20 protein-coding genes and 1 pseudogene are annotated in these 22149 nt (G+C 67.1%); 11 read left to right on the plus strand and 10 right to left on the minus strand.

Features of this window, described 5'->3' with window-relative positions:
* The 8 genes and pseudogenes from P3H15_RS42925 to P3H15_RS42960 form a co-directional block, all read right to left on the minus strand.
* A pseudogene (locus P3H15_RS42925) lies at positions 1 to 300 on the minus strand (cutinase); the annotation flags it as partial.
* 257 nt (positions 301 to 557) lie between these two features.
* On the minus strand, positions 558 to 770 hold the full coding sequence (locus P3H15_RS42930) for a hypothetical protein (RefSeq protein ID WP_276142865.1): 213 nt from the start codon (positions 768 to 770) through the stop codon (positions 558 to 560).
* A gap of 28 nt (positions 771 to 798) precedes the next feature.
* Positions 799 to 1488: a hypothetical protein gene (locus P3H15_RS42935; protein ID WP_276142866.1), complete on the minus strand. Its 690-nt coding sequence runs from the start codon at positions 1486 to 1488 to the stop codon at positions 799 to 801.
* A gap of 23 nt (positions 1489 to 1511) precedes the next feature.
* The gene (locus P3H15_RS42940; RefSeq protein ID WP_276142867.1) at positions 1512 to 2735 is read right to left on the minus strand and encodes an insoluble domain protein; all 1224 of its coding nucleotides are present in this window, start codon (positions 2733 to 2735) and stop codon (positions 1512 to 1514) included.
* 100 nt (positions 2736 to 2835) lie between these two features.
* Complete coding sequence (locus P3H15_RS42945; RefSeq protein WP_276142868.1) at positions 2836 to 4233, minus strand: ParA family protein; 1398 nt, start codon at positions 4231 to 4233, stop codon at positions 2836 to 2838.
* The gene (locus tag P3H15_RS42950) at positions 4233 to 4589 is read right to left on the minus strand and encodes a hypothetical protein (protein WP_276142869.1); all 357 of its coding nucleotides are present in this window, start codon (positions 4587 to 4589) and stop codon (positions 4233 to 4235) included. The genes P3H15_RS42945 and P3H15_RS42950 overlap by 1 nt, the downstream gene beginning before the upstream one ends.
* Before the next feature lie 59 nt (positions 4590 to 4648).
* A complete protein-coding gene (locus tag P3H15_RS42955; RefSeq protein WP_276142870.1) occupies positions 4649 to 6394 on the minus strand; it encodes an FtsK/SpoIIIE domain-containing protein in 1746 nt (581 codons plus the stop codon).
* On the minus strand, positions 6391 to 7059 hold the full coding sequence (locus tag P3H15_RS42960) for a hypothetical protein (RefSeq protein WP_276142871.1): 669 nt from the start codon (positions 7057 to 7059) through the stop codon (positions 6391 to 6393). The genes P3H15_RS42955 and P3H15_RS42960 overlap by 4 nt, the downstream gene beginning before the upstream one ends.
* 536 nt (positions 7060 to 7595) lie before the next feature.
* On the opposite strand from P3H15_RS42960, the gene P3H15_RS42965 reads away from it, so the two are divergent.
* The 8 genes from P3H15_RS42965 to P3H15_RS43000 all read left to right on the plus strand — a co-directional run bounded on the left by P3H15_RS42965 (position 7596) and on the right by P3H15_RS43000 (position 17406).
* Complete coding sequence (locus P3H15_RS42965; RefSeq protein ID WP_276142872.1) at positions 7596 to 7883, plus strand: hypothetical protein; 288 nt, start codon at positions 7596 to 7598, stop codon at positions 7881 to 7883.
* Positions 7884 to 8142: 259 nt separating this feature from the next.
* Positions 8143 to 8424, plus strand: a complete 282-nt coding sequence (locus P3H15_RS42970; RefSeq protein ID WP_276142873.1) for a hypothetical protein — start codon at positions 8143 to 8145, stop codon at positions 8422 to 8424.
* A 34-nt stretch (positions 8425 to 8458) separates the two neighbouring features.
* A complete protein-coding gene (locus P3H15_RS42975; RefSeq protein WP_276142874.1) occupies positions 8459 to 11569 on the plus strand; it encodes an ATP-binding protein in 3111 nt (1036 codons plus the stop codon).
* A 26-nt stretch (positions 11570 to 11595) separates the two neighbouring features.
* A complete protein-coding gene (locus P3H15_RS42980; RefSeq protein ID WP_276142875.1) occupies positions 11596 to 13764 on the plus strand; it encodes a hypothetical protein in 2169 nt (722 codons plus the stop codon).
* Complete coding sequence (locus P3H15_RS42985) at positions 13761 to 14573, plus strand: hypothetical protein (RefSeq protein WP_276142876.1); 813 nt, start codon at positions 13761 to 13763, stop codon at positions 14571 to 14573. Before P3H15_RS42980 ends, P3H15_RS42985 begins: the two co-directional genes overlap by 4 nt.
* Positions 14570 to 16159 (plus strand): peptidoglycan DD-metalloendopeptidase family protein, encoded by a 1590-nt coding sequence (locus tag P3H15_RS42990; protein ID WP_276142877.1) that lies wholly within the window; start codon positions 14570 to 14572, stop codon positions 16157 to 16159. Before P3H15_RS42985 ends, P3H15_RS42990 begins: the two co-directional genes overlap by 4 nt.
* Before the next feature lie 14 nt (positions 16160 to 16173).
* Complete coding sequence (locus P3H15_RS42995; protein ID WP_276142878.1) at positions 16174 to 16737, plus strand: hypothetical protein; 564 nt, start codon at positions 16174 to 16176, stop codon at positions 16735 to 16737.
* Entirely contained in the window at positions 16738 to 17406 is a 669-nt protein-coding gene (locus tag P3H15_RS43000) for a hypothetical protein (RefSeq protein WP_276142879.1), read from the plus strand. It begins immediately after the preceding gene.
* Here the strand turns inward: P3H15_RS43000 and P3H15_RS43005 are convergent.
* Positions 17403 to 18458 (minus strand): DUF3068 domain-containing protein, encoded by a 1056-nt coding sequence (locus P3H15_RS43005; RefSeq protein WP_276142880.1) that lies wholly within the window; start codon positions 18456 to 18458, stop codon positions 17403 to 17405. The two genes, P3H15_RS43000 and P3H15_RS43005, sit on opposite strands and share 4 nt — an antisense overlap.
* Positions 18459 to 18549: 91 nt before the next feature.
* On the opposite strand from P3H15_RS43005, the gene P3H15_RS43010 reads away from it, so the two are divergent.
* The 3 genes from P3H15_RS43010 to P3H15_RS43020 are packed head-to-tail and all read left to right on the plus strand — an operon-like array spanning position 18550 to position 21432.
* A complete protein-coding gene (locus P3H15_RS43010) occupies positions 18550 to 19716 on the plus strand; it encodes a cytochrome P450 (protein ID WP_276142881.1) in 1167 nt (388 codons plus the stop codon).
* A gap of 37 nt (positions 19717 to 19753) precedes the next feature.
* Positions 19754 to 20839, plus strand: coding sequence for a GAF domain-containing protein (locus P3H15_RS43015; RefSeq protein ID WP_276142882.1), 1086 nt, complete (start codon positions 19754 to 19756; stop codon positions 20837 to 20839).
* 29 nt (positions 20840 to 20868) lie between these two features.
* On the plus strand, positions 20869 to 21432 hold the full coding sequence (locus tag P3H15_RS43020) for an inner membrane-spanning protein YciB (RefSeq protein ID WP_276142883.1): 564 nt from the start codon (positions 20869 to 20871) through the stop codon (positions 21430 to 21432).
* A gap of 271 nt (positions 21433 to 21703) precedes the next feature.
* On the opposite strand, the gene P3H15_RS43025 is transcribed toward P3H15_RS43020, so the two are convergent.
* The gene (locus P3H15_RS43025) at positions 21704 to 22135 is read right to left on the minus strand and encodes a helix-turn-helix transcriptional regulator (protein ID WP_276142898.1); all 432 of its coding nucleotides are present in this window, start codon (positions 22133 to 22135) and stop codon (positions 21704 to 21706) included.
* Positions 22136 to 22149 lie beyond the last annotated feature (14 nt).

Consider the following 22149-nt stretch of genomic DNA (forward strand, 5'->3'; position numbering starts at 1 on the left):
GTCGGCGTAGGTGTGGCCGTTGTCGAACGCGCGCGCCATGTACGGCAGCGTGTATATCTGCGCACGGGCACCGTTCTTCGCTGTGATCGCCTCCGCGACGGGGGCCAGCATGCCCACCGGCCTGTTCGGGTCGGCGTTCTCGTTGGTCTCCCAGGTGCCGGGGATGAGAAGGTTGAACGTCGACGCACAGCCGACCGGGTCCGCGTGCGCGATGCCGGGCGCGCAGATGAGCGTGGTCCCGCACAGCACGGCGGTGACGGTGGTGACCGCCGCGAGCCGACCTCTCGCCGACCGTGCCATCGTCCGGACTCCTATCGCGCTGCAGCCAGTGCTCTTCCGGTTTCAGTCTCGGGTAGCAGTCCTTCTCTCAGCGACGACCCCCGCACGCGGTCGGGCGTGTCGGCGGTGGGCCGCGGACGTACTCCCCGCATGCGGTGTTGGGTGCTCGTAGATCAGCTGTGCTGCCGCTCCACCCGACGTTGATGGAATGTGTGCACTGCCGACTCGCCGAGATCCGATCGGGCGGTGCGCGAGCCAGCGGAGGTAGAGCCGGTCGTTCAGATCACGACTGGTTGGGTCTCGCCCCATCCGATGACGATGCTGCCCAGGTCGATGCTTTCGTCGGTGACGACTGATCCGCTGATCGAGGCGGTGACCGCCGCGGCCGCGCGACAGTCGTCGTCGCAGAAGGTCAGTGCGGCGAGAGCGACTCCGGCCAGTGCTGCGATGGTGGCCGTAGATCGCGGCCGTGTGCAGGACAGGGGCATCATTCGCGGAAGTCCTTTCGGGCGCGGTGCTTTAGTTGAAGACGTCGACGTACCATTTGCCGTCGACCTTCTGGGTGGTGACGGTCTGGGTGCCGCGTTTGACCGGCTGGGCGGGCTGCATCACGGACAGATCGACCAGGTAGACCCCGTCTGACAGTTCGATGGTGCGGAGGCAGTAATTGGTGCCGATCGGGACCGCGTCGATGACCTTCTGCAGCTCGGGACCTGGCAGCACCGATGAGGTGGCGGTGGCGAGGCCGCGGGCAGCTTCGCCGTTGCGCAGGCTGTAGTACGCGTGGTTGAACGCTGCGACCACGCCTGCGCCGCTCTTCTGGTCACCGCGGTCGGCTCGGCAGTCCCCGTCCGACGCGGCCGCCTCGGGTTCGGCCAGGTTGAGGATGGGCAGCCCATTCTCGTCAGCCGCTGCGGTGGCGGTGGTTGTGGCCGCGGTAGACGCGGATTCACTTTCTCCGCTGCGCATGTGGCTGATGCCCACCCCGCCGGCCACGGCGACGGCGACCGCCGCGACGGCGGCTACCGTCCCCCCGCGGCGGCCGCGGGGGGACGGTAGAGGCGACCGAGGCGGGGGCGGTGGTGTGGCGGGGCCGCCGAGCGCCATGGTGCGGGCGCCCGGCGGGTGCTCGGCGGTGGGTGTGGTGCCGAGAAGGTCGATCACGGCGGGATGCCGCGGCGTCGATCGGCCGAGGGTCGGCTTCTTCATTGTGTGCACCCGCCTTCGTGGTTTCAGTTCGCGGTCGGAATGGCGTCGCCGATGGCGCCCGACAACAGGTTTCCGGCCAGGCCGGGCGTGGTGTCGGTGAAGAACGAGTTCAGGGTTCCCTCGACCTGCTCGATGATCTGCTCGCCGCCGGGCTGGGCAGCGACGAAATCGCGGGCCTGCTGGTCGATCGCGGGCGCAGCCGCGGCTGTGTCCTGTACGACGTCGGCGGCCGCCTGCCCCACCGGGCCGGAGTTCTCCCAGTCGGTGAGCACGGTCTCGGTCTGTGCGGTCACGGCCTCGGAGTCGATGTCCGGTACCTCGATCTCCTTCGGTTCGCCCTTGTCGCCGGCAGCGATCGGGGTCACCGCCGCGACGGCGACCGCACCGCCGACGACCGCCCCGGCCGCAGCGACGGGGATACCCACCGCAGCACCGAGGCCGGCACCCGCCGCGGTTCCGACGATCCCGGCAGGCACCCATCCGAGTCCGGGAAGGAAGACGTTTCCTGCGGTCATTCCGGCGAGGCCGCCGATGGTGCCACCGACCAGTGCGCCCGCGGTGGCTGCCGCCCCGCCCGCGGCGGTTGCGCCGAGCGCTGCCCCGGCGGCACCGGCACCGACCTGTGCGGCGGCGATCCGGTCGGCCCGAGACGTTTCCACACCGATCGACCGCCAACCCGTCGAGACCCCCGCCTGGACGACCGCCATCGTGTTGTTGGTGCGGTCCCGGTCCACGTCGGACACCCAGTTCGGCTGCTTGATGTGCAGCTCACCCAGCCGAAGGGTGTCCCGTGGTGCGATGAACGGTTTCGTCGGCTCCACCGGGGTCGGCAGGTGCAGCTGGTCGAAAGCCACCGGTGCGACGTAGTAGTCCTCCGGCTCGACATACGCATTGGTGTCGTAGTCGTAGTTCGGGAGCGGCTGGTACTCGATGTTCTGGTACTCGGCGGGCGGGGTGACCCAGTACACCGGTTCCGCCGGGGTCTCTGGCACATGGGCGTGCTCGGGTGCTGGTGTGGGGGCAGTGATTGTGCTGGGGGTGTCCCCGCCGGTGACACCTTCCTGGGTGCTGTCACCGGTGACACCACCCTGGATCGGGTCGGCGAACGCGGACGGGGACAGGGCGATGCCGGAGGCCAGGGCAGCGGTGATGACTGCCAGCGCGGTGGCGGCCTGAGTGGTGCCCTGTCGGCGGTGCCAGCCTCGGGCGCGGCGGGCGGCGCGGTTGCCGCCGGTGGCGTTGCTCATTTCGTGCCTTTCGTGGAGTGGCCAGATGCGAATCGAAGGTGGATGTGCCCACGTGGGGCGGCGTGAGATCTGTACGGCCGGTCGGTGATGGATGGCCGAGTCAGGGGCCGGTGATCGTCTTGACGACTTCTTCGGCCAGTCGGGTCAGCGCTGCTCGGGTCTGAGGTTCCAGCCGCGGCAGTGCAAGGCGTTCCCCGGAGGCGAACAGCGGCTCGAACGGCATACGCGCCACGAGCGGGACTCCCAGGTCCCGGAGGGCTTCGACGGTGTCCTGTTCGACCATCGGGGCATCCCCGGGGCCGGCGGTGATGACAACGATCGTGCGCTGGAGAACATCTGTGGCGGTCGACGCCAATTCCGTGATCATTTCTTCTGCGGCCTCGGCGGCATCCCAGCGCAAGGGAACAGGGACGACGACGACGTCCGCTGTCCTCACTGCCCACTGCCAGCTTCCCGAGAGGGGGTTGTTGCCGGTGTCGGCGACGAGGATGTCGCGGTGCTGGGCCACCATCGCGGCCAAATGCGCCGCATGGTCTTCCTTCAGAACGGACGTCGCGTCGCCGCGGCGTCCCGCGATGATGTCGTCACCCGACGGTTGACGGGTCAGGTGCCGCGAGAGCACCGAGGGTCGGATGGCGACATCAGGGTCGGGATGGGCGGCCAACAACGCGGGGACATCGTTGCCTGGCGACGGACGGACGGCGACCCGTTTGGCGAGACTGCCGCCGACTTCGCCGAGATCCGCGCACACCACGGTACTGCCGCCGCGCAGGTCGGCCAAGGTCTGGGTGATAGCCACGGCAAGTGGTGTCTTGCCGACCCCGCCTTTTGGGTTGGCGACGGTGATCACCGAGAATTCGGGCAGCGTCCGGGTGATCACCGACTCGGCGGCCCGCAGCCGCATCTCCGGCGACTGTGCTTTCGGGGCGAGTCTCAACCCGAGCATGGCGTTGAGTCGACCGCGCACTCCCAGGCGGGCAGGCTCACCGGTCCCGGGAGGTATCTCGGGGGCGGCCAGCCCCGCTACCGGCCGCCGCGGTCGGGCGGGGGGTGTGCGGTCGTGTCCGTCTGCGTGCTCGGCGGATACGGTTGCCCGTGCGGGTGGCGGATCGGTCGCCGGCAGCCGCACGGGAACCGTCGGCTCACTGCCCTCGGTTTGGATCCGTACGACGGGAGTGCCGCTCGCCGGGCGGCGCTGGGACCGTTCCCGAATGGGCGCCCCGGGTTCCTGCTCCGGCGCCTGCTCCTGGGCGGGGCGGATGGTCTGATCGGGGTCGACCTCGAGCCGCATCGGCGCGGTGTCGGCGCCGCCGCTGACCGCGACGGTGATCGTCTGACCGCTGCTTCGCGCTTCGGCGTGGGCCTGGGCGAACACCGCGGTCATCAGGTCTTGCTCGGTGTCGCCTCGCAGGTCGAGCGTCGCGGCCCGTGACGGCACATACGCCGTGGCGTGGCGTCCTCCGTCGTCGATCGCGACGGTCATCTGCGGAGCGGCCATCACAGACTCCCGGCGCCCGAGGTAGTGCCGTCGAGCTGGGCGAGCATTTCGGTGATCAGCTCATCGAGGCTGGTGAGCTGATCGAGTGCCTCGGTCTTGACCTCGCCGTCGGGGAGCGCGCCAACCAGGCCGCGACGATGCCCGATCGCGGTGAGGAGCTCGTCGAGACGGCTGCGGGAGACGGTCTTGCTTTCGGTGTCCAGGGCGGCCAGCCATCCGGGTGTGGAGGCCCGCAACGCTTCTCGGAACGCGCGAACGACGGGGTCAGAGTTGCCCTTGTTCACGAATGGGCGGTGCATGGCCTCGATGTCCTCGGGTTCGAGGATGACTGCTCGTTCGATCTGCCGGACTGCCATCGGTGGCCTCTCTCTCGTGTTTTCGGGGGTGGGAGCGGATTGAGCCGGGACATCAGGGGTCAGGCGGCGGCAGCGCGGTCGACCGCGGCGAGGAAGACGGTGTCGAGTCCGCTGTATTCGAGGATCAGAACCTCGGGCCGGCGGCCGGTGGATTCCACCGACACCTCCACCCGCACCAGTCCCTCCTCAGTGACCGTGCCGTCGCTGTCGCGGGCGATCCCCCGGATGGTCTCGACGGTCAGGACGGTGCCAGTGCGGTCCGGTTCGTCGTCGAGGCCGAGGACGATGTTCATGCCTTCCTCGAGGGCACCAGCCGGGATCGCATCAGCGATGTGGTCGATCAGGGATGTCACCGACGACCCGGAGACTGCGACGGGCTCGCGGACGTCATCGGCCATCGCGGTGATCAGGTGCTGTTCGTCGGCGATGAACTGCGCCAGCTCGGCCGAGAAGCAGTACACCGGGGTATCCCTTGTCGGGCGCAGGCTGTCGACTGCGTGTGCTTCCTCGGCGGACAGGTCGCTGCGGGCGGCGGGGTGATCGTCGATGGTGGGGGTGAACCACACCTGTGCGAGGGCAGGGTCGCCGGAGGGGTCACTGACCGTGGCGCGGCCGCGGATCTCGGCGTCGATGTCGCGGCCGACGGTGGTCTCACCCCACATCATGTAGGCGCCGTCACTGCTCAACCGTGCGAGCGCTGCTCGGGTCTGGAAGTTGTCGCGGACACTGCCGGAATCCCGCCCGAACAGGTGCGCATCGGGGCGCTGGACTCCCACGGCGAGGCGGATACCGGCCGAGCGGGCCAGGGCGACGAGTTCGCCGATTCGCCCGAGTGGGTTGCAGCGCTTGATGACTTCCTTCTCCTCGTCGGTGCCGGACTTGGCCAGCTGCGTCCAGGCCGCGGATAGGATGAAGAACTCGTCGAGCACCGCCACCAGTAGCGGCATGTTGCGTGCCTTCAGACGCTGGATCTGCATGTACTTGGTCCTCGCGTGCATCTCGCGCCACAGCGCGTAGATGAACTCTGCGGCCCGCAAGGGTTCAAACACGATCGCCGGAACACCGGGGTAGCCGAGGAATTGGTGCAGCTCGATGCGTTTGGGGTCGACACCGATCACCGGGACTCCGCGGAGTGTGAGTTCGGTGATCACGGTGGTCAGCAGGACCGTCTTGCCGCCGCCGGTCGGTCCGACAACCAGCATGTGAGGTGCCGACGAATCGTCGGAGATGTTCCAGTAGGCGTCGACGACACCGGCAACGGTTTCGCAGGACGCGTACGGGACATGCAGGCGTTGCCCGGGCACGCTGGGGTCGCTTCCCGGCCAGGACATCTGCTGGCGTCGCGCGATTCCACGCTCGTCGAGTTGTGGAACAGGAAGGTCGGCGGCCGGGATTTTCAGCGAATGCATCACCATTGTCGCGAGCGGCTTTCGGAGCGAAAGGGTGATGATCGGCCGCTCCGGTGCCCAGTCCACACGCCACAGCTGACCCGATTCGTGGGTGCCCAGGGCGGCGAGCAGAGCCTCGGAGAGCTTTTCCCGGTTGGCATCCATGCCGGTGGCCAGCGTGGGTTTGTAGTGGATGCGGTAGGAGGCTTCGGTTCCGTCGTAGGCGTAGGAGTCGACCGACACCGTCACGTCCTGCAGGGCCTTGCCGTCGGAGAACAGCTCGGCGAGCATGCGGTGCCGTGCGCTGCGGGTGTCCGGCAGCACCGGTTGGCGGGTGATCGTGATGGTGCTCTTGTCGGCCCGGAAGTCGGTGACGTACTTCCACTCGGTGACTGTGGGTCCGAGGAATCGGCTCATCGCTCCGCCTTCGGCGTCGAGGGTGCAAGGCTGTCGGGACCCGGTTCGCCCGCCGGGCCGCTGTGGATCTGTACCGACGTCTTCCGCGGCAGAAATCGCCGGGGGCGGGTGGCAGCGAAGGCAGGTAGCGCGGCGCGCACGCGGTGCCACAGCGGCGATCCGACGATCAACGCATTGACTGCCGAATTCAGACGCTCCTGCCGGTTCGCATCGACGACCGCTCCGTGCGGCAGGCGGATTGCCGCCCACGCGGTGCTGTGCCACCCGGTACGCACACTGAGCCTGATCCGCACGGGGCTGTGACCGGTGGTCTGCCGCACCACCGCGGACAGGATTCGCCGCTGCCGGTGCCGCAGGAACCGGCTCAAGTCCAGGAAACCGACAAGTGCCACGGCGACGACGAGCCTGGGCCGAAAGTCAATGATCCACTGCGCCCAGAGCAGCGAGCGCGGCCACAGCTCCGTGACCTGAGCGGACGCCAACAGGGTCGGCGCCCACCACACGGCGATGGTGACGGCCAGGACGACGAGCACCCACGGGGTGAACCGCGCTGCGTCTCCCTCTCCCGACTGCTCGGGCCGCCGGCGTCCGCCGGCGGCCGACGAGGTACCGGAAGGACCGAAAACATCCCGGAAGAACTCGCCCACAGGGTCATTCGACGGCATCGCGGAAACCCCTTCTCGGTCGGACATCTGCGTGGTGCTGATGCGCACACAGTGAATCCGCTCGCCGGAGGATTCACCAAGGACCCCCGCACGCGCTCGGGCGTGTCGCCCCGCCGCCGCCCTGCGAGTGCGCCCCAGGCCGACGTGAGTCGAACCCCGCCGAGATCGCCAAAACCGCTCTGCCAAGTGGTGTTTAACCCACTACTCGCCGAAACCGGTCCGGGGCGCTATTTTCAACTTCGCCTCCCCCCGTAGGGGGGAGGCGCCTCCCGAAGGGAGTGGGGGCGCAGGCATCACCGATCCCCCAATCGTCGACACGTGCCCCGCATGGGGCCAATCACGTTCTTCGCGAGGGCTGTCCGAAGAGAGCGTGCCCGGAGGGCAGCATCCATCCCCGCAGCGCCGGTCCCCACCCTCAGTGGACCCCGCAGCGACACGCCCGAGCGCGTGCGGGGGTCTTCGTGTGCCGAAGCGGCCCTGTGTCAAGGTTCTGGCGTCACCGTTCGGTGTTGCCCGCGAATCTTTTGGGAGAGAGCATGCTTCATGAGACTTTCGAGGTTGCGTCGCAGCTGACGTTCCTGGCACAGGAGGGGATCGACACCGGCGGGGTGGGAGATTTCCTCCGCGAGCAGGTGGTCCCTCCGATCCTCGGCGTCGGAGCGATTGTGCTTCTGGTGAAGGCGATTCGCTCGTCCTGGTCTGCCGTCATCACCATCGCCAGCCTGTCCGTGATCGGGTTGGGGTGGTTCGGGTTGTCGGCGAACCCCGACGCGGCGATGGGCGTCGGCACCGGAATCATCCGGCTGATCGTCCCCGGTGTGTGACCGGTAGCGGACACAGCCCATTCGGACTCACCCTTTTCGAGAGGACCTCATCCCATGTCTGCCATGACGATCATCTTCGGCGTGGTCATCGCCGCCGCCATCGTGTTCGCAATCGGTCGTGCCATCAGCGAGCGCCGGTGAGGGGCTTGCGGTGATCGAGACCGACGACGACCTGTACCGGGTGGATCAGCACTGGCTAGGCCCTCCGGGACGGGCGTTTCCGAGACCAGTCAGATGGCAGGCAGTAGGTATCGGTGCGGTGTTGCTGGCGCTCTCGCTCATCCTGGTCATGGGGGTGCTGTCGGTGCCGTGGAGCGGCTGGTCCGTCACCGTGGTGCTGGGGTTGAGCTATCTCGGGACGAGACGGATCGTCGACGGGCTCGGCCACGAACGCACCATCCGGTCGCTGGCCCGGTCCGCGATCAACGACCTCACCTCCCCACGCCCTGCGGCCGGCCGCAACAGGAAAATCCGGAATACGCCGCAGACGGTGTCGATCCCCGACCAGATCGCGCGCGTTCGCCTCGCCCGCCGCCGCTGATCACACGACTTCTTCGACTACGAGCAGGTAGGTCATGAGCTATCCCGGTAACCGGTTCGACCCGGCCGACCTCGTCCCACCCCCCGGGGCACTGCCGCCGGTGCTGCCCGAGTCGTGGCTGCGCGCGGCGCGCCAGGCCGGGCTGCAGACCGCCGACCCACACACCGCCGCACCACACGCGAGCTTGGGTGATGCACTGCTCACCGACCCCTCCTCGGTCACCAACCCTGACCATGACGAGGGCGCACCCGCAGAATCCACCCACCGCAAGGGCAGCAAGCGGGGAGGGAAGAAGTCCCGGCCAGCCCCGCAGGGGCACTCGACCAGTGCGGGCGCTGAGCGCGGGAGCAGGGCGCGGTTGCGGAAGCAGTCCAAGTGGCGGCTGCGGGCGGTGCTGGGCAACGTCACCATCACCGACGACACCGCCACGTTGTGGTTCGTGCAATCGCCCGGAACGTGGAGCATGCGGGCGATTGCCGATCAGTCGCGGTTCATCCGGGACGAAGCGTTGGTGCTGGCGGAACTGCGCGGCACAGGGGTCTCCGGTATCCATCGGCGCACTGTGCGCGAGCCCTGGCCGGTCAAGGAATGGGGCCGCGCACACGCGCAGCTCGCCGAGGACCGCCTCCCCGACGTTCCCGGTGCCCTCGCGTGGGACGACTACCTGGTCGGTCAGCAAGTCGCGCTGCTGGACTCGGCCCCTACCCGCAAGCGCCGTTACTGGGGCATCGAACTGCCCCGGCGGTCGATGACCGCGCAGGCGATCGTCGCGGTGGCCGACATGTGCTCCGGGGTGAAGGTTGTGGGGCCGCGGTTGTCGAAGTGGTCCGAGCAGGTCCTGGTGGCCGAGCAGGACGCGGCGGCCGAACACATCGCCGAGATCGAGCGCGTGATGCTCTCCCCCGGTGTCGAAGCCCTGCCGGCCGACAGCGGTCAGGTGGACTATCTGCTGCGCCGCTCGGCCGCGGTGGGGATGCCGTTGACCGAACCGGCGGCCGCGAACGCACCGTCGGGATGGGGCCTGTCCGATCTGTTGTCGCTGAGCAACCTGACGGAAATGCATTACACGCCCGGCGCCGGACACACCGTCGTCGAGGGCACCATCGCCGGCCGCACCTACCGGTCGTACGTGACGGTGCTGACGGTGGGGCGGATGGCACCACTGGCCATTCCCGAGCAGAAGATGCCGTGGCAGCTGCTCGGCGACCAGCTCGGGCTGCCCTTGGAGTGGTCCGAGCGGATCACCCTGCACACCCCGGAAGAAACCCTCGGCGAGATCCAGAAGCAGCGCAACGCGATCGAGTCGCAGTACCGGCACTACACCGTCGAGCACGACGAAACGCCACCCGATGAGTTGGCGGCACAGCACGGGTTGTCCCGGCGGCTGCGGACGGAGATGTCGAACGGTGGGGCACTGGCCACCCGAGGGTCGGGGTGGTGGCGGATCGCCGTGTCCGGTTCCTCCCCGCAGCAGGTGCGCGATCGTGTCTCAAAGCTGCAGCAGCAGTACGCGCCGGATGTCGAACTCGAAGCCGAGAACGGCCAGTACCACCTGCTCAAAGAATTCATGCCCGGTGAAAAGCTCGCCAACACCGCCCACAAGCGCAGGATGAGCGTCCTCGCCATGTCGGCGGGGATGGGGGCGGCGGCCGACCGAATCGGTGACGAGGAAGGCATCATCCTCGGCGAGACCGCGTCAATCTCGGTCCGCCCGGTCGCCTGGAACCTGTTCGCCGCCCACGACTTCTTCGACAAGGGCGGCCTGACCCCGCTGGTCGGCGTCCAGGGCGCCGGCAAAACCCATCTGGCGGGGATGATCACCTATCAGGCGCTGCGCCTGGGCGCGCACGCGGTGATCCTGGATCCGTCCGGGCCGCTGCGCGCACTCGCCGATCTGCCCGAACTCAAGCCATTCACCCGCGTCTACGAGCTGACCGGCCGCGGCGCCAAGCCCGGCGTCCTCAACGTCTACCGGGTCGTGTGCGAGCCCGACCCGGCCGACGAGATCTACCGCCCCGCCCATCCCGAGTACGCGCACGAATCCGACCCGGCAGCGGCCGCAGCAGCGGCCTACGAGGACGATCGCGGTGCCGCCCATGCCGAACGAGTCCAGCTCGCGTCCTGGGTGCTGATCTCGATGCTCGACACCGACGACCGCAGCGACCGAGACGCCAAGAGCGTGGTCCGGATGGCGGCGGCGATGGTCGGGGGCCAGCCGACCAACCATCTGGGCAAGGTCCTCGACGCGATCGACCACATCGCCGCCGGCGTGGTCTACACCAACGGCCCCGCGGCCGCCCACGGCACGACCAACGGCCAGACCAACAGCTCCGAGAACACCCCCGTCATCGGCGAAGGACTGCGCACCGCCGCGGGCCGGATCGGGCCGATGCTGCGCACGATGTCGCAGCTGCGCGATGCCCGGGTGCTGTTCCCGTCGGCCACGGCCGGCGACGACGCCGCCGCCGAACTGTTCGACTCGGTCCTCGACGAGCGACTGACGATCCTGACCATGCCCGGCCTGCAGATCGACGACAAGGCCGAGGGCAGTGCGGCCACCGACAGCCAACGCCTGGCCGGGCCACTGATCCACCTGGCGGCCTGGTTGGCGACCCGGTTGGTCTACGACAAGCCGCGCGCGCTGCCGAAACTGCTGTTCCTGGACGAGAACAAGTACCTCAAGCAGTCAGGATCCGGCCGCACCCTCTACGTCCGGCTCGGCCGCGACACCCGCAAGTTCCGCACCCGCGCACTGGTGTGCAGCCAGCTCGCCGGCGATTTCCTCGGATTGGCGGACGGCGCGGATGACCAGGACCAGTCGCAGCTGACCGACGAGATCATCATCGGCCGACTCGGCTCCTCCGAACGGGCGATCTCCGACGCACTCACACTCCTCGGCCTCGAAGAGGGTGAGGGGTACGAGACGATCCTGGCCAACCAGCTCGGCGGGGGCCGCAACGACACCTACGACCCGCGCGCGAACAAGGCCCGCAAACAGCGCGCCGCGAAGACCGGCGCCGACGAAGCCCGCACCTATGTCGTCCGCCTCGGCGGCGACATCGAACTGGTGCGCGCGAACTGGACGAACTTCACCCACATCGCCCACGTCGCGCAAGCACTGAACTCCCGGGCCACCGCCGCCTGACCCCTCTTTTGGGAAGGACATTCTCGATGCCCGCCACCGCCCGCACCACCAGCTCGCCCGCACACCTGCTGCAGCGGATCACCCAACTGTGCGCGGTAATGATGCTGGTCGGGCTCAGTGCCCTGTGCGGGCAGACCACCGCCCACGCCGCAGGCTTCAACTGCAAGGACGTACCGGCACCGCAGTCCCCGAACTCGGCGGCGCCGGCGTTCTTCGACTCCGGGTCGGTGGACAAGCCCGCGGAATCCCAGCTCTCCGGCACCGGGTACGGCGGCCACGGCTGGGCCGGGCTGACGTGGCACATCTACGACCTCGGCTGCGGCGAGGACATCACCGGGGTATCGCTGGTGCGCAACAAGACCGACGTCGGAAACACCTTCCTCACGATCGGGCAATCGTTCGCGGCCGCGGCGTTCTGGCTCGACGAGCAGGCCAACACCCCCGCCGAGGGCCGCGAGACCGGCCGCCAGGGGGCGATCGCGCAGTTCGACGAGATCGTGCTCGCGGTCTCCGACTCGCTGCGGCCGACCGTCTACGGGCCGTGGCTCGGGCTGGGGGTGGGGGTGGCCGGGCTGATCATCCTCTACCGCGGTCTGCGATCAGATGCCCCGGCGGTGTTCCGGCAGCTCGCGATCGGTGCCGGCGCGCTGGCGATCGGTGGGTTGATGGTCGGTGCCCCGGCGAAGGCGATCCAGATCTCCGACGACACGTTCAGCGCACTGATCACGAAGACTCAGGGCGAGATCTTCAACTCTGCGGGCATGACCGATGACCCGCGGTTGGTGATCACCGACCGGATCATCATCCCGGACGTGCAGCGCGGGTATTTCGGAACCAACGCATCCCCCGAGACACTCAGCGATCTGTGGCCGAAGTTGCGGGAGTCGATCGCCTACACCTACGACGAGCAGGCCCGGATCAAAGCCGACAACGCCGCACAGAAGGGGATCGACGAGGCCAAGGCCGAGAAGTTCCGGCGGGAGGTCGTCGAGCCGTTGGAGAGCAAGGGGCTCTCGTTCTACACCTTTCAGGGCAAGGACTCGAGCCGGGTCACGACCGGGTTCCTGTCGATGGTCAAGACGTCGATGCCCTCCATTTTGTGGATCGGGTCCTCGGTGCTGAAACTCTCGGCGCTGCTGGCGATCCGGCTGGCGATCATCACCGCCCCCGTGTGGGTTCCGCTCGCCATCGTCTCCGGATCGATCCTGCTCCGCGTCGGCCGCATCCTCGGCGGGATCTACCTGTGGGCGGTCGGTGCCGCGGTGCTGATGTCGGTCTACCTGCTGATCTTGATCAAGCTGTACCGCAATGATGCGGTCGACGGAACCTGGCGACTGTGGTTCCTGGTCATCCTCACCATCGTCTTCTGGATGTTGTTGCGCCCGTTCAAACGGCTCTCACAAACCATCACCCAGTCGCATCGCGGCATGATCGGCGGCGCGATGGACCGGCACAAGCACGGTTCCTGGAAGCAGCAACTTCTCACCGCCAGCTCGATGGTCACCAACCCCGCCATGGGACTGGCCGAGAAGAGCCTCGAACTCATCCGCGCCGGCGGCGGCGCCACAAACGGCATCGCAAACGCGGCAGGGCGGCAGTGGTCCGACATGATCGGCGGCAACAAGCCTCCGATCATCCGGCAGGAAGGTCGCGCACTGTCGGCCGCACGCACCGACGACTATCGTGACCGCGCCCGCCAAGCACAGCTGGCCGCCCTACGCGGCGGCGCAGGTGGAGCGTTGGCGGACCTGCGCAAAGCGTCCCCGGAGGGACCCGAGTCCGGCACCCGGCTCCCCGGTGTCAACCTCACCGCCGGCCCGGCCTACGGCACCGGGCGCACCGGACTCGCGGATCTGCGCAAACACACCCCAGCAACGGGGTTCACCGACGGTTTCGAGTCCCTCGACACCGGTGACAGCGAAGTCTTCGTTCCTCATCAGGACGCGAACCGGTGGGACGGCGGGCCGGACGCGGTCATCGCACCGACCACCATCTACCGGCCGAGTGAGGAACCCGACGCGTCCGGAAAGCCGCAGCGTCCGTGGGTGTCGATCACCCGTCCCGCACCGGCCTCGTCGTCGGCAAGGCCCGTCAGGAGTGATCTGCCTCGGGAGGGATTGCGTGAGGACACCGTGTCGGCTCAGTCGACGGGAGTGCTCGACCGGCCGAATCGGGACCTGGGAGTGAACTGGTGAGAACAGGTGCCAACCCGATCACCACCGCGATCCGTAGCTGGGTCCTGCGCAGTCCCGGCCGGCTCGCCAGCGGGATCGCGATCATGGTCGCGGTCCTCTACCTCGCCCGTCTGATGGTCACCGCGGTCACCGGGGCGGAGAACAGCGGAAGCGACGTGCGCGCCCACGACACAGACACCAGTAACACCTCAGTGACCTCGGCGACTGCGGCAGCCGAAGAAGTCACCGAAACCGCGGTGGCGACAATGTCGGCCAGGTCGATCGGTCGTAGCCCCGCGACAGCGGCGATGTATTACGCGCACGCGTTCGTCGACACCACCACATCGCCAACTCAGTGGGCGGTCGCGCTCAGCCGTGTCACCCGCCCCGAGCACGTCAACGACACCCTCGCGGCGGCCCGGCCCACCGCACCGGTGTCGATTCTCGGGCCGACCCGCATGCTGCCAGGCACCGGCACCACCGGAACGACCGTGGAGATCGATACCAGCGCCGGGACCATGACCGTCGCGGTCACCGACACCGACGACGGCTGGCAGGTCGCCTCCCCCCTCCCGACGCTCGACCTCGACGACGTGGCCGCGGCCGCTCCCACCACCGGGCGCACCACAGCGCCCACCACGACAACCGCCACCACCACGCCGTCCCCCGTCACAGCACCGAGCCCGCGGCACGTCCCCGAGTCCCCGTCGTCTTCGGAGCCTGCTCCGCCCGCCCAGCAGGCCACCAGCCCCGCCCCCATCCCCGTCCCTGTTCCCGGCCCCATCCCGATCCCCGAACTCGACACACCGCTGCCAGGTCCGATCGCATGACCGCTCGACGTCTGACTGCGGCGCTTGCCGCGTCATTCACTATCGGGCTGGCCAGCGCCTGCACCGGCGGGGCAATCATCGACCTGCCCAAACCTTGCCGGCCCGTCCACTCCGATTCCGGGGGCACGCGCGCAGAAAGCGCACCCGATGATCGGCCGGCGGCGGCGCTGACCCCGTCCGGGCCGATCCAGCAACCCACCGCACCGGGAACCACCACGTTCACCTCCGGTTTCGGACCCCGCTGGGGAGCGATGCACAAAGGTATCGACTTCGCCGGCCCGGTTGGCACCCCGATCTACGCCGCCCTCAACGGCCTCGTCGCCGCCGCCGGCTCGAGTGGGGAGGGACCCGGTGTCGGTTTCGAGAACTGGGTCGTCATCGACTCCGTCGTCGACGGCCGCCCGGTCTCCACCGTCTATGGGCACATGTACGCCAACGGCATCCACGTCACACCCGGGCAGACCGTCAGGGCCGGCGACCACATCGCCGAGATCGGCAACGCCGGCGGATCCACCGGTCCGCACCTGCACTTCGAGTACTGGGACGGCGGCCGCCTGCAGGGCGGCACCGCGATCGACCCGACGACCAAGCTCGGCGGCGCCCCTGCACCATCCGGACAGGACGCGAGCGCACCGGGATCGAGTATCGATCTCATGGCCGCATCCACCCCCGTCGACTGCGGCAAGGGCTTCGGCACCCCGGGCGGCGGCGACCTCAAACCCGGCAGTGTCCCGGCGGCATTCGAAGAATGGTTCCGCAAGGGAGGATCGCTGTGCCCGCAGATCAGCCCGGCGCTGCTGGCCGCGGACACCAAAGCCGAAAGCGGCTTCCGCGCTGTCACCAGCCCCGCAGGCGCAAGAGGCTATACCCAGTTCATGGACGGGACCTGGGCCGTCTACGGCCGCGACGATGACGGCAACGGCCGGATATCCCAAGGTGATGTCGGAGACGCCGTGATGGCTCAGGGCAGATACTTCTGCGAGATCGCGCGATCGGTCGACAGCTGGCTCGCCGACGGCTCCGTAAAGGGCGACCCGCTCTCGCTCTACATCGCCAGCTACAACGCCGGTGAGGGGGCCATCAAGCAAGCCGGTGGGATGCCCTCCGGAGGTGACTACTCCAGCGAAACCCGACCCTACGTGCAAAAAGTCCTCTCCTACATTCCCGAGTTCGAACAGCCCGGCGGCCGCGGTGAGTTCGTCCCCTCCCCCACCGCCGGCGGCAGCAATATCGTCGAGGCCGCCAGCCAGTACCTCGGCACCCCGTACGTGTGGGGCGGCGGCGGCGCGGGTGGCCCGACCGGCGGCGGGTTCGACTGCTCGGGACTGACACAATATGCCTACGCCCGGGCCACCGGCGGCAAGACCGTCCTTCCCCGCACCTCCGAACAGCAGTGGACGGTCGGCACCGAAATCCCCCTGTCCGAGGCCAAGCCCGGCGACCTCGTTTTCGGATCCTGGGAGGCCGGCGGCCCCGGCCACGTCGGCATCTACGCCGGGAACATGCAAATGGTCCACGCACCCACCACAAATGACGTCGTCAAAACCGCACCAATAATGGCAGGCATGCGCGCCCGCCGCATGTGATCAGGAGAGGAACCATGCGAAAAGCCCTGATCGTGCTCGCAGTGATCATCGCCGCGGCCGCGGTACTGCTCTACTCCTGCCAGGACAACGCCAACCCCTCAGGAACCGCGACACCGCAGAGCACCACGACCGCACCGACACCTGCACCAGAAGCGGGCACCCGCGTCCCTCAGCGACCGGAACCGACATCGCCGGAAGAAGTGGCCCGCCAAGCCATGACCGTCGCATTCACCTGGGCCCCCACCACCGACGAGAGCCCTACCAACGGATTTCGGCGCGCGACACAATGGTTCACACCGGTCCTGACTGCACGCCTGACCTCCGATGTGCGAAACGAGCGCGGGCCCAGCCTGCAATGGCAGCAATGGATCAACGACAACGCCCGGATCATCGCCGACGTCGCCATCGGTTGTTCCGGCTGCCCACCCGACACCGACACCATCGCACACCGGGTGGTCACGATCACCCAAACCGCGGTCACCGGCGACACCACCCACTCCGTCGAACCTGATACCACGGTCTGGCTCACCCTCACCGAAGCGGACGGCCGATGGTTTATCGATAACCTCACCTACTGAATGCAGACCTACGATCGACCCGCGTCGACACCGAATCAACAAGGGGGGGCTTTGAAGCACCGCATCACGACAACCATGACCTTGCTCGCACTTACGGCCGCTGTGATCACCGGATGCAGCAGCAACAATGACAACGACTCCACACCACAACAACCACCCGCTACGACCACCCAAACCCTCGACCTATTCGACACCAGCGACGATCGACAGAGGGACGCCGTCACCCGAATCATCGACATCGGACACGACCGTGGAGAGCAGGACGACGCAATCCTCGCCGCCCTCACAGCATCACGCGCCGAAGCCCGCTGGTGGATCGCGCTCGATGGAACCTCATACGACCTCTTCGGCTGGAATCAGCGTTTCGGAAACAAGCCCCGCCACTCCCCCGAAACGGTTATCGCCATAATCCACCGCTTCTACCAACTCGGACGAGATTCTGGAATAGACCCGACCAAAGATGGCCCTGTCGAATACGCCGTAAGTATTCAGACCACCGACCGACGAATCGTCGACAATTCCGGCGAGGAAAGCGACTACTACCAAGACCGAACCAGCAAAGAATTTCAGAGGGATCGCTCATCACGCTTGGGCACCGAAGACGAGGTCCGCAACGAATACGCAGAGGCACTCCCCTACGCACGCGCGGCTTTCGACCAGTTCAGCTAGCGGCGTGACCAGCGGCGCGCGAGGATGAGCGCGGTCCCCACCAACACGATGCCGGCCACGGCACCGAGGGCGGGCCCATAACGGGTTCCCCACAGGATCGCGGTACGGGCGTCCTTCGCTTGTTGGGCAAGGCCATTGATCGTTTCGTCGTCGAAATGGGTGTGCGCTTCCAGCGTGGTCACCGCATTCGGGTCGTCAATCGACCGCGCCAGCCATCGCCTCGGCTGCTCCTCCACAGCAACGATCGCACCAGAGGCAGGCTCGACCCACACATCGCGCGTGGTGGAGTAGTGCAGATCCATCGTTATCGGCTCTGTGCCAGGTAGCCCCCACTTTTCAGCGGGCAACGTCGTCGTTGCGACACTGCCGATCGATTTCCCAAGGTTCACAGGGCCGATCGTCTGCTGAAAGTGATACAACCGCATGCCGTCGACTACGCGATCGTCGTCTACGTACTCGATCGGATGTGTCTCACGTGCCGTTCCGTCGTAGTACGGGTAGCTGACTTTCTCGACGTCGAACGGAAACTTGTACTGAATTCCGGCGCGAGGCGTCTCCGTCGGGGGCTTGCCGAGTTCGGCTTGAGTCGTCGGTACGGGCTCGGCGAGCGGCATGCCTGATCGTCGGTCGATCGTGACGCGATCGACCATTGCCGAGACCAGGCCCAACCCGTCGCCCCAGTCGGTCCGGACCGTCTTCTGAGCCGCTTGCAGAGTTGTGGAATCGGCGGAAACTGGATTCTCTGTCGTCACGTAGACCTGAATCCGCAGCGGGACACCCCGGTCGGTCTTCAGCGGACCTTTCATAGCCACCGAGGTGGCCTTGAGCACTGCCGCGTCCTCCGCAACCGACACTGTCGCCGATTGCACGTCGAGCGGGATGACCTTCAACCTGGCGGCACTGTAGGTGGGGACCAAGACAGCGACGGCGAGCAGGCACGAGCCGAGCGCGACGAGAGTGCAGACCGATGCGGATCTCCTCCACCCCCGACGGTCGGCGGCATCCGCCTTGTGCACGTTTTCATCCAGTACGGTGTCGACCTGAGCACTCACGTAGCGCACCCTAGCCGCCGGAGCCATGCAGAATCCCGGTCAGCCGGTATCTTCGTCCTGAGGTATTTGCCACATCGAAGAAGGGAACCTGGTGCTCGATCCGTTCGCGCCCGGCCTGAGTGTCGCGGAGGCTGATCGCTTGCATGAGCACCTTCGCGCCGCCGGCCCAGTTGTCGAGGCCACCGACGCCGACGGACTGCGCGTCTGGATCATCACCCGGTACGACGACGTCTCTCGACTGCTCGCTGACCCCGGAATCGTCAATGTCCGGCCCGGCGGCCCGTCAGGCAGCCCTGGTCTTCCCCTACCACCGGCACTGGCCCGCAACCTGCTCAATATGGTCCCCGATGATCACCGCCGCGTCCGCGCTCTGGCAGCGCCCGCGTTCTCACGGCGACGGATCGGAGCGGTGAGGCAGATGGTGACCGCCCGTGTCGATGGACTCCTGGACGAGCTCGACCCGCACGACGCCGGTGTTGTGGACCTCTTTCCCGCCTATGCCTCTCCCCTGCCTGCTGACATCATCGCCGAGATCCTTGGCGTGACCGATGCGGATGCCGACGAGTTCCGTACCGCCGCGGGGACCGTGATGGCAATGAATTCTGGCGATCCGACCGCGGACGACCCTCGTATTCCGGCCATGACCACGATCGTTCTCGTACTCATGCGTGTGATCGCGGCCAAACGGAAATCGCCCGGTGATGACGTCATCACCGATTGGATCAGCGCCCGCGACGCCGAAGATCGTCTGACCGAGGAGGAACTCATCTCCCTGGCATTCCTGACGTTTCTCGCCGGATTCGAGAACTCCGTTTACCAGATCGCCAATGCCATCGGCATTCTCGCCGGACTCGATCGTGACCAACTAGTCGTCGAAATCGCCGACGACCAGCTCTGGCGCGCCCGGGTGACGCAGCTTGTCCTCGACGCCGCGCCCGGGTCCTATGCGATACGGCGATTCCCGGTTGAGGACATCACCGTCGGCGGCACCCGGATCCCCGCCGGCAGTCCTCTGTATCTCTCCCTGCGCGCGGCGACCAACGACCCCGCCCGCGGCGCTCGCCCGGACCTGGCCTTCGGCCGCGGACCTCATTACTGTCTCGGCGCCGATCTGGCCGTGATGCAGCTCGACATCGCTACTCGCCGCCTGTTCCAACGCCACCCGGTCCTGTCCCTGGTGAAGCCATGGGAAACACTCGACCGGCGACATACCTGGCGCACTCACGGCCCCACTGAGATGCCAGTAAACCTGACCTGACCACCCGAAAGCCAGTACGGGAGAAACGGATAAACCGATGACAGCTGATACCCTCGTGCGCGCCCCCGCCGAACCCACCCACCCGATCCGCGAATGGACGACCGTCTTCGTCGGCACCGGCGACGAGCACCATGTCGTCGCCGAAGGCCCCAAACACCGCGACTGGCGAAAGATCGGCAATGTCTTTCGCGAACCTGCCCGCACCGCTGTCCTGGGGTTGATCCGTACGTGCATCGCCGATCGCGAGCTCAAGATCGAGACGTTCGAGGGCAAGGTCGCCGACGCTCTGGGCCCGGTCGGGGCAGCCCACCCCATCCTGACTCCCGACAAGAGCGTGGTCGTAGCAGTTCAGATCTGGAGCGGTGACCCGAAGAAGAACCCGCCGGACCGCCCCAATGTCGGGGCATGGGAGTGGGTTCTGAGCTCGGAGGACAACCCGCCCCCACCGCAGCTGCAGCTGGACCCCGGAGCTATCGAGCTCATCGGGATGTCCGCCCGGCATCAGGATCGATCGGTTTTCGGTCCTGCAGATCTCTACACCCGTTCGGCCCGCCTGTCCGACACGTTGCGGCATGTACGCCAAATCCGAGACTGCCAGGTAAAGGACAGGTTTGACGGCACGTTCACCATCCGGGCGGAGACCGACGTCACCCGCGAGCTGCGCTACGCCGAGCGGTGTGTGGAGGGCCCGGCGGGTAGACGCGTGCGCGGGATCTGCTGGGATGCGGGCACCGACGAAGCCCTTGTCCACGAATCGATGCTCGACGCGTGGTTGTCGACGATGTTGGCATCTACATCGGGGATGTACATCGCGGTTGGGGACCTGTCGTACCAGTACCCGTACTGGCTGAAGTGGGTGACCGAGCACGTTCCCGGCCTCGGACACGGCGTGAGCACCGGACAGACCTTCGCGCTCCATGAGGAAGACTGGCCGAAGATCATCGAGTGGGTCCAGCAGGTGCGTAAGGGGCCGGTCTCCGGCACGGTGCGGGCACGACGTGGCGGTGGCGGCTGGCTGAAGGCCGAATTCCGGGGCTTCCTTCTCGATCCCCTCGTCAGCGACTCGATCGGTGTCGCGGTGATCTCCCCCGAGATCGAAACCATCCCTGACGAACCCTCCTGACGGAGAAAATCTTTCGGAGGACAAAGCTCGTGTGGAGAGTGTTCTACAACGCCGCGTTGGTTGTTGCGTTCATGGCGACCTACAAGACCGCCGGAATCTTCGCGGCGACGGTCGTGGTCATGGCCGGCGTCGTCGGCGAGATCATCGTGACGCTGGCCCGACGCCAACGGGTCGACAAACTGCAATGGATCGGCCTATGCCTTGTGCTCGTCCTCGGTGGTTCGACTCTGTTGTTCCACAACGAGACCTTCATAAAGTGGCGTCCCACAGGGGTGTACTGGCTAATTGCCGGCGCTTTCCTGACGTCGTTGATGGTCACGAAGCGTGACCCGGTGCGTCTCGTCATCGGACGATGGGTGAGCGCACCGGACGCCGTCTGGCGCTTCCTGAGTTGGAGTTGGTTCGTGGCACTGGTCGCGGTCGGCGCCGTCAATATCGTGGTCGCCTACACGATGTCCACGGACACCTGGGTCAACTGGCGTGTCTTCGTCGCACCCGGAAGTCTCTTGGCTCTCGCTGTCGCCCAAGCCACCTGGCATCGCAACTACATCCTCACGGCATGGCGCGCCCACCAATCCGAGGAAGCTATGTAATATCCCCTCCGACGTTGGTTCGACATAGAGTTCGCCAAGCGGACTGACTGCGCGATGCCCCCTCTGGCACGTGCCCGGTCGGCCGACGTCAGCGCACCTCACCCGAGGTTGCGGCGCGACCTTTTCGCGTTGCCCGCGCAGCACGCAGAAAGCCCCTCCTCGAAGGGGCTTTTCGTCATGCTCGCGAGAAGGTCGAATGATTACTCACTTTGCTTACTACACCGCCACGGTCACCAAGACCCTGCCCCCGAGGCTCAGCTCTTCGATGAGTTCACGCCGGGGTGCCCGGCGGGCGACTTCGCGCGCGCTCGTAGGCCGCGCGGTACACACTTTCGGAGATCCCCAAGGCTGCGGAAACCTTTCGCGCCGTCTCGTCGGTCAGAGCTGCCTGCCCGCGCTCGACTTGCGCCACAGTGGTGGTACTGAGTTTGGCCAGCTTCCCGAGTTGCGGCTGCAGCAAACCCGCGAGGACACGCCAGTCCCCCGGAAGGCGCTCATCCTCGGGGACTACGACGACATCGCTGATCGGCACGCCGAGGGCGTCGGTGACCCGCTTAAGGAGATCTACCTGCGGCGACGTGGCGCCCGTTTCCCACTGGTAGAGGGTCGCGTGTCCGATGCCGGCCGCGCGAGCAAGCTCGGGCCGACTGAGCTTGGAGTCTTCACGCAGCTTCTTGAGCCGAGCAGGGTTGAACCCGCGCATCACCCGTCGACTCA

The organism is Rhodococcus sp. T2V, from assembly GCF_029269925.1.
Taxonomy (GTDB): domain Bacteria; phylum Actinomycetota; class Actinomycetes; order Mycobacteriales; family Mycobacteriaceae; genus Rhodococcus_F; species Rhodococcus_F koreensis.